Here is a 16,733-nt window from a genome sequence, read left to right as displayed (position 1 = left end):
TATAAAATATATGATGAAAATAGGCAAATACAATTCATCTTAGCACATTCACCCAATATCAATCAAGGTTTGGGTTATTTATATGCAAAAAAACCGATTTCAAATTGAAATCGGTTTTTTTGATGTTAGTTATCTAAACGAAAAGGACGGTTTGGCAGCTTCCAATTAAACATATAAGAACAAACGCGGCAAACAACGAGCACGAAAAACAGGACGTACAAGCCAAATGAGTTTCCCAGCCAACCCAAGCCGACGATTAAACCGCCGAGAGCCGCCCAGACTGCATAAATTTCTGCTTTCAGCACAAGCGGTTTGCGTCCGGCAAGAAGATCACGGATGATTCCGCCGCCGCTTCCCGTCAGCACCGCAGCCACGATGACAGCACTAAGCGGATGGCCCATTTTGACGGCATACAGTGCACCTTGGATGGCGAAGGCTGCGAGACCGATCGCATCTGATAAATTTCCCCACTTATTCCAATGCTTCAGCAGCAGCTTCGGGAACAGAAATACAATCGTAATGGATAAGAGCGCGATTTGAAAGTATGCTCCCTGCTCCCATAGTGCTGACACCGGAACACCGATCAGCAAATTGCGGATCGCTCCGCCTCCAAAAGCTGTGACAATCCCTAATATATAAACTCCTAAAATATCATATTCCTCTTCCATCGCAACAATTGCGCCGCTGACTGCAAACGCAATGATGCCTATCACACTGAGCAGCTCCCAAGCCATTCTGATGACTCCCTTTATGTTTGTTAAATTTTCTGACGACCTCTAGATTTTATAATCGCTCCAGCGTAAAAGCAATAACATTTTTATGAGAAAAAAAGATAAATTTAGAGGGAATACCGCTATTGCTGATGGACATGAGTTTGCGAAATTAAAAAAGCGCCCGGCATACGCGGGCGCTTTTTTGTTATTCAGATTTTTCGCCTTTCAGCAGACACATAAATACAATAATCAGGATAAAAGCAATCAGGGCCAGGAATGGAATGGTAATAAAACCAAACCAGTTAATATATTGGCCTGAGCACGGCACACCGCTTACACACGGCTTAATGCCGGTAAAGCCGGGCACTTTTTGCTCTAAGTAGTGCATGATCGAAATAAATGCTCCGATAATCGCCATCGGGAGCACATATTTTTTCACGCGTGTATCCCCTTGAAAGGTGGCAATGCCTAAAATCAGAACGAGCGGATACATGAGGATACGCTGGTACCAGCACAGTTCACATGGAATGAACTTTCTGATTTCACTGAAATACAGGCTGCCCAGCATAGCGACAAGAGCCACAACCCAGGAAGCATATAAAAATACAATTCTATTTTTCATATGATTACTTCCCTTTCAGCTCTTTTTCTATCGTTTCTTTGATTTCATTATAATCCGCAAAATTTTTGATCACTTTATCATTTACGTAAATCGTCGGTGTTGCGTTTACGTTCATTTTTTGATTTAGGTCAGAATCCTTTTCCACTTGAGAAGCGAATGTTTCCTTATCAAGATTGTCCTTGAGCGTCTCAGGTTTTACCTTTGTGGTGCTTTTTGCAAGATCACCGAGAACGGCTGGGGTCACCCATTCCTGTTCTGTGTCCGGCTGTTTTTCGAACAGCTTTTCATGGAATGCCCAGAAAGAGTCAGGATCTTCTTTCCATACTTCTTCTGATGCAAGAGCCGCTAATCTCGAACCTTTTCCATGGAACATGACGTTCACGAAGGAAAATTTCACGTCGCCCTTATCAATAAAGTCTTTTTGTATTTTTGGAAAGATGTCACTGTTAAACACCTTGCAAGACGGACATTTGTAATCTCCGAATTCTACTACAGTTACCGGCGCATCATCCTTGCCAAGCACAGGCTGGCCTTTGATAGACGGCTGTCCGGAAACCGCTTCATTGCCTTGTTCCGTTTTGTTATTAATGATGACAATGGCTGCTAGCAAGACAACAACCACTACCGTAAGGATGACCGCGAATTTCGCAGAAGACTGCTGTTTCTTTTTCACTCCGACACCTCATCGTTTTAAAATTAAAAAAAGAAGCGGATCGCAATAGACCCACTTCTTTATTTTAACAAGACAAGTGCCTATAAGAAAACCCCGAAAAAATGAATTCTCTCCGACAATTTATCTGTTTTCGAGACGCATGACGCGCATCGCGTTTGCCACAGCGAGCAGTGTAACGCCGACATCTGAGAAAACCGCTTCCCACATGGTTGCAATTCCAAATGCTCCAAGAATGAGAAAGATCGCTTTCACACCTAAAGCAAAGCCGATGTTTTGCCACACGATTCGCCGTGTCCGTTTCGCAATCCGAATCGCTTCTGCTATTTTTGACGGCTGATCTGTCATCAGCACGACGTCTGCGGCTTCTACCGCGGCGTCTGAGCCAAGGCCGCCCATGGCCGCTCCGATATCTGCGCGCGCAAGCACCGGCGTATCATTGATGCCGTCACCAACAAAAATGAGTTTTTCATTTGGCGAAAGCTTGGCTTCTAATGCTTCGACCCGTGCGACTTTAACCTGCGGCAGCAGCTCCGCATATACCTCGTCGATGCCAAGCTGTTTTCCGACGGCTTCTCCCGTTTGTTTCGAATCACCTGTCAGCATAACTGTCTGTTTGATTCCAAACGATTTCAGATCAGCAATCGCCTGTGCTGCATCTTCTTTTACTTCATCCGCTATGATGATTGCTCCGGCATAGCGTTGATCAACAGCAATGTGTACGATTGTTCCGGCATATTCATCCGGGACGCTCTCAATCTGTTCTCTTTCCATGAGCTTTTTATTTCCAGCAAGGATTTCTGTTCCGTTTACTTTTGCAACAATGCCGTGGCCGGATATTTCCTCATATGACTCTATTGCGTCAGAGGAGAGCATTTTCCCGTAAGCTTTACGCACAGATTCGGCAATCGGATGCTGGGAATGAAGCTCAGCATATGCCGCCGCTTCAAGTAAACTTTCCTTTGTAAATCCTTCAGCAGGTTTGATTTCTGTCACTTCAAAGCTGCCTTTTGTTAATGTTCCTGTTTTATCAAACACAGCATATTTGACTTGATTCAAGGCTTCTAAATAATTGCTTCCCTTCACAAGTACTCCGGCCTTTGAGGCTGCTCCGATTCCGCCGAAGAAACCAAGAGGAATAGAGACAACAAGCGCACATGGACAAGAAATCACTAAGAAAATAAGTGCGCGGTACACCCAATCAGAAAGTGCGGCGCCAGGAAGAACAAGCGGCGGGACAAAGGCCAGCAATACCGCGATGATTACAACAGCAGGTGTATAATACTTAGCAAACTTCGTGATAAAGTTTTCTGTCCGGGCTTTACGGCTGCTCGCATTCTGAACCAAGTCTAATATTTTTGATACTGCAGACTCTTGGTAGCCCTTTGTGACTTCAATATGCAGAACGCCGTTTTGATTGATGAAGCCTGACATCACATCTTGTCCTTCTGCAGCTTTTCTCGGAACGGACTCACCTGTCAAAGCAGACGTATCAACCATCGCTGATCCCTGCACGACCTTACCGTCAAGGGGTATGCTTTCTCCCGGATTGACTACAATGATGTCTCCTGTTTTTACGTCCTCCGGAGAAACCTGTTCGATGCCGTTCTCTGTTTTGACATTGGCGTAATCAGGCCGGATGTCCATTAACGCACTGATTGATTTTCTGGACCGGCTGACAGCGGCTCCTTGAAAAAGCTCACCGATTTGATAAAACAGCATAACTGCGACGCCTTCAGGGTATTGCTGAATCAGAAAAGCGCCGATCGTGGCAAGAGCCATTAAGAAATGCTCATCAAATACCTGACCGTGGCTGATGTTTTTGACCGCACGGATGATAATGTCACCGCCAATGATCAAATAGGCAGCGAGAAAAAGGAAAAATTCGATTGTTCCGGAATGAACCAAATATGCCGCTGCCCCGAGAATGACAGCCGCTGCCATTCTGATCAGCATATTGATCATTCGATTACGATAGCCGTCATCAGCTGATTTCTTTTTATGCTTTTGACGAACCGTTACATGCGGATCGATTGATTTTACTTTTTTCTCCACTTTATTGGTGACCCATTGCTCTTCTTTCCCATCGGCTGAGACAGTTAAGGTGCTTGCCGCAAAATTTACCGCGCATCCGTCAATGCCTTTTATGCCTTTGACTCCATTTTCGATTTTTTGAGCACAATTGCTGCAATCCAAACCGTCCAGAACGTATTCCTGTTTCACTAGTCTCACCTTACCTTCCGATTTAGGATTCCCTCTTCAAAGCGTATCAATGAGTGTTGGTATTGTTTTTATATATGAGCACATACTCATATATCGGTTACATCTATTATATGTCGTTTTCCAAGAAAGTGTCAATGTAAAACAAAAACCGGCATATAGCCGGTTTTTATTTTACTTTCTGCAGACGCAGCGCATTCAGAACAACGGAAACGGAACTAAACGCCATTGCTGCTCCCGCTATCCATGGCGCTAAAAATCCGAGCGCCGCGATTGGGATGCCGAGGCTGTTATAGCCAAGCGCCCAGAATAAGTTTTGTTTAATGTTTTTCATTGTCAGTCTGCTCATGTGGATTGCGTCGGCAATGCTGTTCAGGTCGCCGCGAATCAACGTAATGTCTGCTGTTTCCATAGCAATGTCCGTGCCTGTTCCAATCGCCATGCCGATATCGGCAGTGGCAAGCGCCGGCGCATCGTTAATTCCATCGCCTACCATGGCCGTCTGGCGGCCTTCTTTTTGCAAGCGGGAAATTTCTGCTGCCTTTTGTTCAGGAAGGACTTCCGCAATGACACTCGTAATCCCCGCTTCCCTGGCGATGGCTTCAGCGGTTCTGCGGTTGTCTCCTGTCATCATGATGACATCCAGGCCCAACTCTTTCAGACGGGCTACTGCCGCCCGTGACGTGTCTTTTATCGTATCGGCAACCGCTACAAGGCCCGCGGCTTCACCATCAATGGAGACAAGCATAACTGTTTTCCCTTCTGCCTCAAGTTCTTCCATTTGGGCAAGAAGGGCTCCATGCTCAACCTGTTCGCTCTCCATTAACTTTCTTGTGCCAACGAGAATGGTTTTTCCTCCGGCTTCAGCCAAAATGCCTGCGCCGATTTTTGCTTCAAAGCGGGTCATCTTCGGTATCTCAAGCCCTTTTTCTTTCACGCCGGCAACAATCGCTTCACCGAGCGGATGCTCCGATCCCATTTCAGCTGCCGCCGCAAATTGAAGCAGATCTGTTTCTTCAAAACGGCCGAACGGAATGGCATCTGTCAGTCGCGGCTTCCCGTTTGTCACAGTTCCGGTTTTATCGAGAACAATCGTATCGAGATGATGTGCTTTTTCTAAATGCTCGCCGCCCTTAAAAAGAATCCCGAATTCAGCAGCGCGCCCAGATCCAGCCATAATGCTCGTCGGAGTGGCAAGGCCCAAGGCGCACGGGCAGGCAATGACGAGAACGGCAATAAACTTACTGATCGCTTCGGCAAAATCGCCGGGAGCCGCCCAAAGATACCAAATGAGGAAAGTGAGAACGGCAATCCCTAATACGATGGGTACAAAAATGCCGGAAATCTGATCAGCGAGACGCTGGATCGGCGCTTTTGATCCTTGTGCTTCCTCGACAATTTTGATGATATGAGAAAGTGCCGTATCCTTTCCAACGTTGACAGCTTTGATTTTCAGGAAGCCGTTTGAGTTGACGGTTGCACCTGTCACGCTGTCACCTGGATTTTTGTCAACAGGAAGACTTTCTCCTGTAATCATGGATTCATCTACTGCCGAGCGGCCTTCAACTACTTCTCCGTCGACAGGAATTCGTTCGCCCGGTTTGACGTAAACAATGTCATTGACAAGCACTTCATCAATTGGAATGATTTGCTCCTGTCCGTCTCTTACGACAGTCGCTGTTTTCGCTTGAAGCTTCATCAACTTCTTAATGGCATCCGAAGAACGGCCCTTTGCTTTTGTTTCAAACAGCTTGCCTAATAAAATCAACGTCAGCAAAATTGCGCTTGTTTCATAGTAAAGACCATCTGTATGCCCATGGGAACCAACGCTTTGAATCGTAAGATAAAGACTGTAAGCGTAAGCAGCCGACGTTCCAAGCGCAACCAATACATCCATATTGGCGCTCTTATTTCTGAGCGCCTTATACGCCCCCGCATAAAACGGCCAGCCGATCAGAAACTGGACTGGTGTCGCCAGCGCAAACTGCATCCACGGATTGAGGAAAATATCCGGCACCCAAATGAACGATGTAAACGTAAAATGGCTCACCATCGCCCAAAGCAATGGGAATGACAGAACCGCTGAAAAAATCAGTCTCGCCGTTTGCTTCCGTTCTTCTTTCTTTTTAGAAGCTGCTGCTTCACGTTCCTCATCGCCCTTGGGCTGAAGCTTATATCCCAGCTTATCTACCACTTCTTTGAAATCGGTGACAGACGTTTCTTTTGGATTGTACTCGATTGTAACGGTTTCTAGAGCGAAGTTTACAGGAGCATTGGTGACGCCTTCTATTTTGTTAAGCCGCTTTTCAATCCGATTTGCGCAGGCCGCACAGGTCATGCCTTCAATATCGAATTCAGCTTTTTCTGTTATAACGTGATAGCCCAGCTTTTCAATTTTTTCCTGAATCGCTGCAGCCCCTGTTTCAGCAGGATCGAAGATGACATTTGACGTTTCGGTTGCCAGATTGACATTGGCATCTGTGACACCCGGCATCCGCTTGAGGCCTTTTTCAATTCTGGATGCACATGCCGCACAGGTCATCCCAGATACCTGCATCGCGATTTCCTTTTGTTCACTCAACATACTCACTCCTTTATATACACCCGGGGGGTATATAAAAATGAAAGAAATATCGCGCCTTCATAAAGGCGCGATACCTTGAATCAATCGGCTACATCATAGCCTTGATCTTCTATCGCATCCGTAATGTCTTTGACTGATACTTTGTCAGCATCAAACGAAACATCGACTTTTCCCGCTTCTAGGTTGACATGAACAGCACTGACGCCATCCAGTTCTCCCACGCTCGTTTCCACTGCTTTGACGCAGTGCTGACAAGACATTCCTTCAACTTGCAATGTTTTTTGTTCCATATGAATTCCTCCTGTTTATTCTTTCTGTTTTCATCCTACCATACCCCCGTAGGGTATTACAATAAAAAAAGACTTTATGATTTTGTGAACTTTTTAAATACGTCCAAAAGCTCAGAAATGGCCTGTTCCCCGTCTCCACTTTTGATTGCATCTGCTACACAATGATGGGCGTGGTCCTCAAGCAAGTGAAGCGCCACATTTTTCATTGCCGCCTGAACAGCCGAAATCTGCACAAGAATATCTACACAATATCTATCGTTTTCCACCATATTTTGAATGCCTCTGACTTGGCCCTCTATCCGCTTCAGCCGGTTTGTGATTTGATCCTTTTCTTTCGAGCTTTTATGGTTTAATGCTTTATGTTCGTTATGTTTCTCCATACGTACACCTCTGTTCCTTATATTAATTCCCATTATACTGATTGTCCAAACTGTTGTCTAAGCATGCCGCGGCAAAAAATGAATCAGTTAGGTTTTACCATTTAATCAGGAGGGTATATACTTCTTGTGAAAACGCTTTTAAAGGGGAGAAGAAAAGTGGATACGATAAAGGTTGGAATATTAGGATACGGACTTTCTGGTTCTGTGTTTCACGCACCGCTGCTTGCTGTTCTGGATGAGTATCACATCAGCAAAGTCATGACATCGCGGACAGAAGAAGTGATACGGGATTTCCCGGATGCTGAAGTTGTGCATGAGCTTGAGGAAATCACAAATGACCCGGCCATTGAGCTTGTCATTATCACCACCCCGAGCGGCCTTCATTACGAGCATGCTATGGCATGCATACAGGCCGGAAAACATGTTGTGATGGAAAAACCGATGACAGCAACGGCCGAAGAGGGGGAGAAATTAAAGAAGGCTGCTGATGAAAAAGGTGTATTGTTAAGTGTTTATCATAATCGGCGCTGGGATAACGACTTTTTAACGATTAAAAAGCTGATCGCTGACGGATCGCTTGAAGATATCAATACATATCAAGTCTCCTATGACCGCTACAGACCTGAGGTTCAAGCACGGTGGCGGGAAAAAGAAGGCGTTGCCACTGGTACACTGTATGATCTCGGCTCCCACGTCATTGACCAAGCCCTGCATTTGTTCGGGATGCCTAAAGCCGTTACTGCAAACGTGATGGCCCAGCGTGAAAATGCCGAAACAGTTGACTATTTTCATTTAACTCTAGATTACGGCAAGCTCCAAGCCATTCTATACGGAGGATCGATCGTTCCGGCAAACGGCCCTCGTTATCAAATCCACGGACAGCATTCCAGTTTTATAAAATACGGAATCGACGGACAGGAAGACGCACTCAGAGCGGGCAGAAAACCGGAGGATGACAGCTGGGGCGCGGATGATCCGGAGTATTATGGACAGCTGACAACCGTTCATGGCACGGATAAAAAAACAGAAACCATCCCATCAGTAAATGGCTCCTACCTTACCTATTACCGCAAAATAGCGGAAAGCATACGGGAAGGCGCAGCGCTGCCAGTCACCGCTGAAGAAGGTATTGATGTCATCCGCATCATTGAAGCCGCGATGAAAAGCAGTGAAGAGAAACGAACCATTATGCTGGAGCACTAAATAAAAGCCTCCCCATTAATTAGGGGAGGCTTTTTCATTAAAATGTTTTTCCTGCTTCTTTTGCACGCGCAATCGCGTCTTCTTTAATTTGCTGTGCTTTATCAGGCTCCGCATTATGTCCCTCTACGAAAATGCCATCGAAGGATGGTACACCGAAGAAGTTCATCATGATGCCGATGTAGCGGTGGCCCATTTCCATTTCAGCCGCAGGACCCTCAGAATAGTAACCGCCGCGTGCTTGGATATGAATCGCTTTTTTATCAGTTAACAATCCGACAGGGCCTTGTTCAGTGTATTTGAATGATTTTCCTGCAACTGCAACAGAATCAAGATACGCTTTCATTACTGGCGGGAATGAGAAGTTCCATAAAGGAGTAACGAATACGTACTTATCGGCAGATACAAATTGATCGCTAAGCTCTCCCAGACGGCCGACTTTTGCTTTTTCGCTTTCAGAAAGCTCTTCAAAGCCTGTTCCTGATTGAAGCTTGCCCCAGCCGCTGAATACATCTGCGTCAATGTGCGGGATGTCTTCATTGTACAAATCAATATGTACAACTTCATCATTTGGATTCGCTTCTTTGTAAGATTCAATGAATGCTTTACCTGTTGCCATACTGTAAGAAGTTGCTTCATCATGCGGGTGAGCAGTGATATACAATACTTTTGCCATTTTAACCAGCCCTTTCGTTTTTAAAAATCACACATCAATTATTATCATACAGATGCACTGCCATTATTCTTTCTCTCTTACGCTTTATTATAGAGACAACAAAAATTACTTTCAAGTAAAATATCTCGAATTAAAGATTATTTAACTCTTCCAAACTGTTCACTTTTCAAAAGCGGTCCGCAAGCCGGAATACAGTGCAGAGAGCTCCTTGCTGATCCGCGGATAATAAGGAACATTCGGTACTTGTATGTCCGCAGGCATCCTTTTCATCAAAGCGGATTGTTCAGCCTGTTCAAAAAATGCCCTTAGCTGCTTCATCTCTTCTTCAGAAAACGGAGCAGGCGGTCGATGATGGGCTTGTGCCGAAAGCAAATAATACCCTAAGTGCTGAGCACCGGAAATGGCAGGCCAAAGCGCATCCGCATGAGTATTGGGAAATTCCCCAAGCGCCTTGTCATACGCATCCCGAAGCCTGACCAGGCTCACCCTTAACTTGTGTTCATCTGCTTTCTGCCCGGTTAACAGTTTCTCCATAAAAAGCCCTTCCATCCGGATTACGTCCCGCATCAGTTCAGGCAGCCGCTTCGTTGAAAACCGCCTCCACAAAAGCATCGTTCCCAATAGTCCGATCACGCTGCCAACAGCTACATCCGTCAGCCTCGCTATCATAAAATAACCGACGTCCGCGCCGCCATGCATGCTTTCTGTAATGACAAGCGCATTTGCGGTCAAAAAAGGCACGGCCAGCGCATAATTGCGGACAATCAGCATCTCAAGAAGACATTGCAGCGCTGCAATACATAACGCAATATAAACACCGCCCGGTTTAACAAACAGGATTGCGCCTGCCAGCCCCACACCGATCACAGTTCCGGCCGAACGCTGAATGGCCCTGTGAAGCGTAAAGACAACAGTAGTGCCAAGCATGACCGCTGCTGCCGAAAGCGGAATCCAATAGGAGCGTGCAAAACCGAATGTAAGGGCAAACATATCGGCGGCAAACAGCACAATCCCGTACTTTAACGACCGTATCAAAACGGGAGACTGCCAGTCAAAGGCATTTCTCAAAAAGTAGAAAGAGGATGGCAGGCGGCTCGGTTCCCCGTCCAGCTGCTTATCAAACCGCCCTAAAGCGATATGCAAAGCCTCATTGATTTCTCCAAACAGCTTCCGGCTTGGCTCTGATTCATTCTCGTTAATCTGAAATGCACTGGAAACACGGGCATGCCCAAGCATATCTCCGGTTTGGCGGAGTGTCTTTTCAATCTGTGCCTTCTCTCCGTCTGGCGTTTCAGCTGAAAAATGAATGATGGCAAGGAATATGTTGTCAGCTTTTTCGAGCAGGCGGAAAAATCGTTCATCATGCTGTGATTTTTTCCGCCTGTTCCCCTTGCCGAGAACCGTTTGACGAGCTGTTCTGAGCATGAGCACCGTCTGATGCTGCGCGTTATGGAATCCTGATGTCCCAACGGCCGAAAGACATGCTGCCAGCTGATGATATGTTTTTTGCAGCACTGCTTCCTCCGGTCCATGTTTGTTCCTTAACCTCCCGATTAAGGCGATGCTCATGGCGAAAATGCCGCCGAGAAACGTCAATCCCGCTCTGAACAGCGCTTGTGAAGGGTCGGCCGGCAGCCCTGAGCTAACTAAAAAAGCAAGGACAAAAAACATCGGCGCAGGGCCTTGTATACCGAGCGCGCTAAAAATAAACATCGCCGCTGTACCGATCAGCGCCAGAACAGCCGCCATCATCCAAACCGTATCGGACAAAAGTGTGCCTAATCCAAATGAAAGGGCGATCCCAATGGAAACCAAGAGCAGCTTCAAAGCGCGCTTTTTATACGATTCACCGCCCGCATATAAATAAACAAAGCCCCCGATGCTTGCAGTTAAACCGTAATCCGTGTGACCCGCCAATGCGCCGATCAGCACAGGAAACCCCGAAGCGATGCCTGATCCGATTGCCTTTTTCCATGGAAAGGGATGTGCATGAATGCGAAAGGCATCTTTCACGATGCTTGGCATGGTTCTTTGATTGTTCTCAGCAGTCTTGTTCATATGACAAAATCCTTTTCAATGAATGTGTAGAACTCTTCCCGTTTATCCGCTATAGTATGCCCAAAAAACGTTAAAAAAGCAGAGACCGTACCGTCTCTGCCTGTCTTACATCAATTTATTCGCAATATCCTGAATTGGCTTGATCCAGTTGCTGTACGTCAGCTCGGCCGCTTTTTTTCGATCCTTCTCCTTACATGCCTGAATGATTTGTTCATGCTCTTCAATCGAATTTTGCGGCGATTTGAAAAAAAGATATTCGAGCCGAAGAATATGCATATGAAGAACAGATGTGAAATTGCGGATATATTCATTATCGGCCGCATCAATCATGACATCATGAAACGTTTTATCAAGCCCAAGCACTTCATAGATTTCATTTCGGTCAATAGCCGCCTTCATTTGCTGATTGATCGCCGCCATCTCCTCCAAGTGGGATGACTGAATGTTTTCAATAGCCAGTTCGGCAGCGGTGGATTGCAGAGCCGCCATTGGCGGATACACCTTGAAAACATCGTTTTTTTCAATTTGTGAAATTCTTGTTTCTTTCCCCGGTGACATTTCAACAAAGCCTTGTACTGCCAATAATTGCAGAGCTTCTCTGACTGGCGTTCTGCTGACGCCAAGCGCTTTCGCTAACTTGTCGTCATTGATTTTTTCTCCAGGAGCAAGAATGCCTTCCACGATCCATTTTTGAATTTGTTCCAATGCAATCGTTTTAGCTGTCTGCCTGACAGGCTTCGGGGTATTTGACGGGATTGGCATAAAAGCATCACCTCTGAATATTGGTTTGTTTTTTTAACGTCGCCGATTTGCCGGCACTCTTCTTTTGCGATAAAACAAAAATCATTACCAAAATACATGCTGCTCCTGCCGCTTGATATAATCCAAAGGACACACCGAGCCACAGAATGGAGGATGCCACTGCCGCAACCGGCTCAGAGCACCCAAGCATGCTCGCTTCTTGCGGAAATAAGTATTTCAAGCTTGTCAAATACATATAAAAACCCAATAGCGTTCCGAAAATGACAATAAAACCGACTGATACGTTCTCAGAAATCGTCCATCCCTGTGCATCAACGTCCCATGGGGGATGGATAAAGCTCATGCCAATGCCTCCGATCAGCATTCCCCAGCCAATCACGAGAGCAGATCCCCATTTTTTCAAGAGAGAACTGGAGTACAGCGTATAAAAGGCAAGAGCCGCAGCAGAAAGCAAGCCCCATATGACAGACAAAGGCGAGACAGTTAAATTATTAATACTTCCATTGGTCAGCAATAAAAAAGTGCCTCCCATAGCCAGCACAAGTGCGCAAATATCTGCAGACTGAAAGGAATTCTTCCGTGTCACAAGCATAAACAGCACAATCATCACGGGTGCCAAGTACTGAAGAAGCGTAGCTACAGCTGCATTTCCAGTTCCGATTGAAGCTAAAAATGTATACTGAACGCCCAGCATGCCGACAATCCCGAAAACAATCAGCTGGATAGCCGATTTTTGATCTTTCCATATCTCCCACACAGCACGTCTGTTTTTACCGGCAGATATGATCATCAGCAGAAGCAAGCCAGATAAAAGCAAACGCACGGTGACAAGCCACTCTACCGACACATCACTTGTTTCAAACAAATGCTGGGCAACAGTTCCCGATAATCCCCAAAAAGCAGCTCCAACAATGACCATAAAAAATCCGTACATCCGTTGTTTTTGAGTCGCCAACGTACATCCTCCTGACAGGTAATATGCAATATATTACATATTATATCGTTTCACTTTTCAGAAAACAAAGGTTTTTTACAAACATAAAAACAGTGCCTGTCAGCACTGCTTTGTTGCATTACTCTCCTTTAAGAGAAGATGAATAAAAAATAAAGGATAAATTAACAGATATCCGTTAAACAGCCACCAAACAAGATCAAAGTCCCTGCTGAATGTCCAGAATGAAATCGCCTGAAGGCCTGAACAACAGGTCAGCACAAGTGAAATCAGCGCCATCAGCTTCCAGTCAGCACGATTCACCCGATGTAAGTACAAGCTGTACAACCCTGTTAAAGAGATTAAGATATCCAGTGGAAAAAAAGACCAGTTCCAGGCGATCATAAACGGATGGTCATGATGTTTAAAAGCCCAGCTTTCCGGTATCAGTGAAAACCCGGCTGACAGCCAGTACAAGATAAAACCGATATCAGTCACGAGAAAAAACGGTTTCATATATCTCATTTGTACTGCCCGCTTTTATGTACCGGCTCAGACACCGCAGCATGCTCGATCAGATTTAAAGACACAACACCGGCAATAATCAATCCAATTGAAATGAGTTTCATGACACTAACATGTTCTTGAAAAAACAAAAAACCAACGACTGTAATCAGGACAATCCCCATCCCTGACCATACAGCATAAGCAACAGATACATCAATGGATTTTAGTGTAAGCGTCAGAAAGAAAAGACTGCCGCCATAAAAGAAAATCAACAGCACGCTGGGAGTAAGCTTTGTAAAACCTGACGATAGCTTCATGCTGACCGTTCCGGCAACTTCAAACAGAATCGCTAAGCATAGAAACACCCAATTCACGTCGCATCAGCCTCCTCATCAGCTGTTATGCCGTTAAACAATACATCTACAATTGATTCAAGAACCTCTCCTGTCGTGAATTGATGTTTGAGCGGATATTCAGGGTCATACACTTGGTTGATGCTTCCTATATACATATGAACAAACAAGTCCGGATTGATGTTTCTGATTCTTTTTTGCTGTTTGCACTCGTTTAATAACTCTAGGACAACCGTCCATTCTTCCTTAATAAACGTATCTAATGTAAGCCACGCTTCGTAATGGTATTTCTTCAGTTCACTTAATAATCCCATGTTCAGCAGTTCCATTCCCTGCGGAAGACCGATCAGCATTTTTTTCACTTTTTCAAGCACATCTAAACTTTCATTCTCATAAATGTCTCTTTCCATTTGCTTCATCTCTGCGATAAATTGCTCGACAACCGCTTCCGCAAGTTTGTCTTTTGATGAATAATGCGCATAGAGCGTCCGCTTGCTCGTTCCCAGCGCTGCCGCCAAATCATTCATCGTAAATGAAAATCCTTTCTGCCGGATCAGCCGGATGGTTTCCTCAAGAATTCTTTTTTCCAAATCAATCCCCTCGCTTCCGGTACTAAAAAAACTATGTTGGTACCAAAATTATACGACAGCAATTTATGGAAATCAACATCATATAAAAAAACCTCTCCAAAAGGAGAGGTTTAAAAGACACTGCGGACCAAACCGCCGTCCACCCGAAGTGCCGCGCCATTGATCGCAGAGGAAAGCGGACTGCTTAAAAATGTAACGAAGTGGGCGATTTCTTCCGGACGGATCAGTCTTTGAATAATGGATGTCGGCCGGTTTTCTTTCATAAAACGTGCCTCAGCCTCTTTAACAGTCAGGTTTTCACCAGGATACAGCGAATTCAGCATTGTTTCCACACCCTCTGTTAAGGTAGAGCCCGGCATGACGGTGTTGACCGTGACATTCGTACCGGTTGCCAGCTCCGCCAAACTGCGGGAAATGGACAACTGCATCGTTTTTGTCGCACTGTAATGGGCCATTTCCTGTGACGGCATAATCGCCGCTTCACTGGCAATGAAAATCACACGCCCTTCTTTTTTCTCTATCATGTTGTGCAAATATTTGCGTGTCAGCCTTACCCCGCTCATAATGTTCACTTCAAAAAAACGAAACCATTCATCATCAGGAATATCAAAGTACTCCGCCGGTTCAAAAATCCCTAAATTGTTGACCAAAATATCAACCTCTGGATATGCCTGAAACAGCTCATTACAGCCTTCTTCTGTTCCCAAATCATATGCAGCCGGATAAAGGACCGCTTCAGAATGTTGTGTTTTCAATTCTTCTATCGTCTGATTCACTTTCTCTTCCCGGCGTCCGTTAATGATCACCGCCGCGCCTTCTTCAGCTAACGAAGAGGCAATGGCTTTCCCGATCCCCGATGTCGAACCGGTCACCAGTGCGGTTTTTCCTTGTAAATTCAGCTTCATTTTTCATCCCTCCGTTTTTGATTCCTCTTATTTATTGACAGAAATCTGATTGGTCTAAACATCTGCTCTGCAATCAGTATGAAACAGCTGGGATTGAAATGGAAGTACGCACTTTTTGGTGCCTGTGATCTGGAGAAAAAATAAAGCAGAACCCCTTAAGAGGTTCTGCTTTATTGTCAGTATGTATGGAGACGGTGGGAGTCGAACCCACGTCCAGAAACATCGATTACTTAAGCGTCTACGAGCGTAGCCTACATATTTATGGTTTCACTCATCTTCTTGCCTGCGGGCGGGCCTTCCGAGAGCTAGTCTGTTCATCTCTTCTTACGTTCTCAGACGGGAACGCAAGCGTAGCCTACTTGGATGTGCTCTTCACAGACACATAGGCAATGTCAGGAAGAGCTCGCTGCGCTTATTAGGCAGCTAATGCTACGTTTTGGTTAAAACTGTTAGTTTTGCCAGTTATATTTAGTGCGTGTTTACGAGATCGCCTCTCGGCTCGCAGCTCAAGCTCGATCCATCCCTGTCGAATCCGTAACGTCCCCTTGTTATAAGGGAAATACGGGAGAAAATATCAAGCTCTCACTCAAACTGGCTATAGTCTTATTATAACATGATCACGTCTCTTTTCAATTGTCAAATCCTTCAAAAGAAAAGCGTTATGATTTGTTCGTGAACACAGTATAGCACAGGCCTGATTTTTGAATCAAGCACTATGCCTTTAGAAGCCTTTTTGACTGTCTCTGAACGCTCTTTCGATTTCACGCTTCGCGTCCTTGCGCTTCAGGTCTTCCCGTTTGTCATAGTTCTTCTTCCCTTTTCCAAGGCCGAGAAGCACTTTGGCAAAGCCGTTTTTCAAATACAGCTTCAGCGGAACGAGAGAATAGCCTTTTTCTTTTGTTAATCCGATCAGCTTATTAATCTCCTTGCGGTGCATTAACAGCTTTCTCGTCCGGAGCGGATCGTGGTTATAGCGGTTTCCCTGCTCATACGGGCTGACGTGCATATTGTGGAGAAACACTTCTCCCCGTTCGATTTTGGCGAAGGAATCCTTAAGGTTTACGCGGCCGGCGCGAATCGATTTAATTTCGGTTCCTTGCAGAACGATGCCTGTTTCATAGGTTTCTTCTATAAAATAATCGTGATTGGCTTTCTTATTTTGAGATAATACTTTTCCTGACCCTTTTGGCATGCCAGAACCCCCTCTCTCTAAGGAAAAACTGTCCACCTTTTGCGATACGCTCTATTTTACCAAATGACACGTACTGCTAC

The 16,733-nt window shown here is 45.4% G+C and carries 17 protein-coding genes and 1 other RNA gene; 1 reads left to right on the top strand and 17 read right to left on the bottom strand.

Annotated elements, in window-relative coordinates; all coding sequences use genetic code 11:
* Positions 1-125: 125 nt before the first annotated feature.
* The 7 genes from AC0C66_RS17780 to csoR all read right to left on the bottom strand — a co-directional run bounded on the left by AC0C66_RS17780 (position 126) and on the right by csoR (position 7,479).
* Positions 126-734: a trimeric intracellular cation channel family protein gene (locus AC0C66_RS17780; RefSeq protein WP_409509180.1), complete on the bottom strand. Its 609-nt coding sequence runs from the start codon at positions 732-734 to the stop codon at positions 126-128.
* A 184-nt stretch (positions 735-918) separates the two neighbouring features.
* Positions 919-1,335 carry a disulfide oxidoreductase gene (locus tag AC0C66_RS17775; RefSeq protein WP_003235152.1) on the bottom strand — a complete coding sequence of 139 codons (417 nt, stop codon included), beginning with the start codon at positions 1,333-1,335 and terminating at the stop codon, positions 919-921.
* 4 nt (positions 1,336-1,339) lie between these two features.
* Positions 1,340-2,008, bottom strand: coding sequence for a disulfide bond formation protein BdbD (bdbD, locus tag AC0C66_RS17770; protein ID WP_072565263.1), 669 nt, complete (start codon positions 2,006-2,008; stop codon positions 1,340-1,342).
* A gap of 120 nt (positions 2,009-2,128) precedes the next feature.
* Positions 2,129-4,237 carry a heavy metal translocating P-type ATPase gene (locus AC0C66_RS17765; RefSeq protein WP_472973659.1) on the bottom strand — a complete coding sequence of 703 codons (2,109 nt, stop codon included), beginning with the start codon at positions 4,235-4,237 and terminating at the stop codon, positions 2,129-2,131.
* A 157-nt stretch (positions 4,238-4,394) separates the two neighbouring features.
* Positions 4,395-6,806, bottom strand: a complete 2,412-nt coding sequence (gene copA / locus AC0C66_RS17760) for a copper-exporting P-type ATPase CopA (protein WP_472973658.1) — start codon at positions 6,804-6,806, stop codon at positions 4,395-4,397.
* Between the two features lie 83 nt (positions 6,807-6,889).
* Positions 6,890-7,099 (bottom strand): copper chaperone CopZ, encoded by a 210-nt coding sequence (gene copZ / locus AC0C66_RS17755; RefSeq protein WP_014115156.1) that lies wholly within the window; start codon positions 7,097-7,099, stop codon positions 6,890-6,892.
* A gap of 74 nt (positions 7,100-7,173) precedes the next feature.
* Complete coding sequence (gene csoR, locus AC0C66_RS17750) at positions 7,174-7,479, bottom strand: copper-sensing transcriptional repressor CsoR (RefSeq protein ID WP_014115157.1); 306 nt, start codon at positions 7,477-7,479, stop codon at positions 7,174-7,176.
* Between the two features lie 126 nt (positions 7,480-7,605).
* Here csoR and AC0C66_RS17745 point away from each other — a divergent pair, with 126 nt between their 5' ends.
* Complete coding sequence (locus AC0C66_RS17745) at positions 7,606-8,682, top strand: oxidoreductase (protein WP_461845735.1); 1,077 nt, start codon at positions 7,606-7,608, stop codon at positions 8,680-8,682.
* A gap of 37 nt (positions 8,683-8,719) precedes the next feature.
* On the opposite strand, the gene azoRB is transcribed toward AC0C66_RS17745, so the two are convergent.
* The 10 genes from azoRB to smpB all read right to left on the bottom strand — a co-directional run bounded on the left by azoRB (position 8,720) and on the right by smpB (position 16,653).
* On the bottom strand, positions 8,720-9,355 hold the full coding sequence (gene azoRB, locus AC0C66_RS17740) for an FMN-dependent NADH-azoreductase AzoRB (protein ID WP_014115159.1): 636 nt from the start codon (positions 9,353-9,355) through the stop codon (positions 8,720-8,722).
* Positions 9,356-9,514: 159 nt separating this feature from the next.
* Positions 9,515-11,413: an FUSC family protein gene (locus AC0C66_RS17735; RefSeq protein WP_461845734.1), complete on the bottom strand. Its 1,899-nt coding sequence runs from the start codon at positions 11,411-11,413 to the stop codon at positions 9,515-9,517.
* Between the two features lie 105 nt (positions 11,414-11,518).
* Entirely contained in the window at positions 11,519-12,175 is a 657-nt protein-coding gene (locus AC0C66_RS17730) for a GntR family transcriptional regulator (RefSeq protein WP_326198564.1), read from the bottom strand.
* Between the two features lie 7 nt (positions 12,176-12,182).
* Positions 12,183-13,130, bottom strand: a complete 948-nt coding sequence (locus AC0C66_RS17725; RefSeq protein ID WP_461845733.1) for an EamA family transporter — start codon at positions 13,128-13,130, stop codon at positions 12,183-12,185.
* 99 nt (positions 13,131-13,229) lie between these two features.
* Positions 13,230-13,631 carry a YvaD family protein gene (locus AC0C66_RS17720; protein WP_461845732.1) on the bottom strand — a complete coding sequence of 134 codons (402 nt, stop codon included), beginning with the start codon at positions 13,629-13,631 and terminating at the stop codon, positions 13,230-13,232.
* Positions 13,628-13,987: a DMT family transporter gene (locus tag AC0C66_RS17715; protein ID WP_014115165.1), complete on the bottom strand. Its 360-nt coding sequence runs from the start codon at positions 13,985-13,987 to the stop codon at positions 13,628-13,630. The genes AC0C66_RS17720 and AC0C66_RS17715 overlap by 4 nt, the downstream gene beginning before the upstream one ends.
* A complete protein-coding gene (locus AC0C66_RS17710) occupies positions 13,984-14,556 on the bottom strand; it encodes a TetR/AcrR family transcriptional regulator (RefSeq protein ID WP_061187926.1) in 573 nt (190 codons plus the stop codon). Before AC0C66_RS17710 ends, AC0C66_RS17715 begins: the two co-directional genes overlap by 4 nt.
* Before the next feature lie 110 nt (positions 14,557-14,666).
* Positions 14,667-15,461 carry an SDR family NAD(P)-dependent oxidoreductase gene (locus AC0C66_RS17705; protein WP_472973657.1) on the bottom strand — a complete coding sequence of 265 codons (795 nt, stop codon included), beginning with the start codon at positions 15,459-15,461 and terminating at the stop codon, positions 14,667-14,669.
* Between the two features lie 183 nt (positions 15,462-15,644).
* Positions 15,645-16,006, bottom strand: a transfer-messenger RNA (tmRNA) gene (gene ssrA / locus AC0C66_RS17700).
* Between the two features lie 176 nt (positions 16,007-16,182).
* Positions 16,183-16,653, bottom strand: coding sequence for an SsrA-binding protein (smpB, locus tag AC0C66_RS17695; RefSeq protein ID WP_003220025.1), 471 nt, complete (start codon positions 16,651-16,653; stop codon positions 16,183-16,185).
* Positions 16,654-16,733 lie beyond the last annotated feature (80 nt).

It is taken from the genome of Bacillus sp. VA13 (assembly GCF_055710085.1).
Note: the sequence above shows the minus strand (reverse complement) of the source record. Positions and strands in the feature narration are given on the sequence as shown.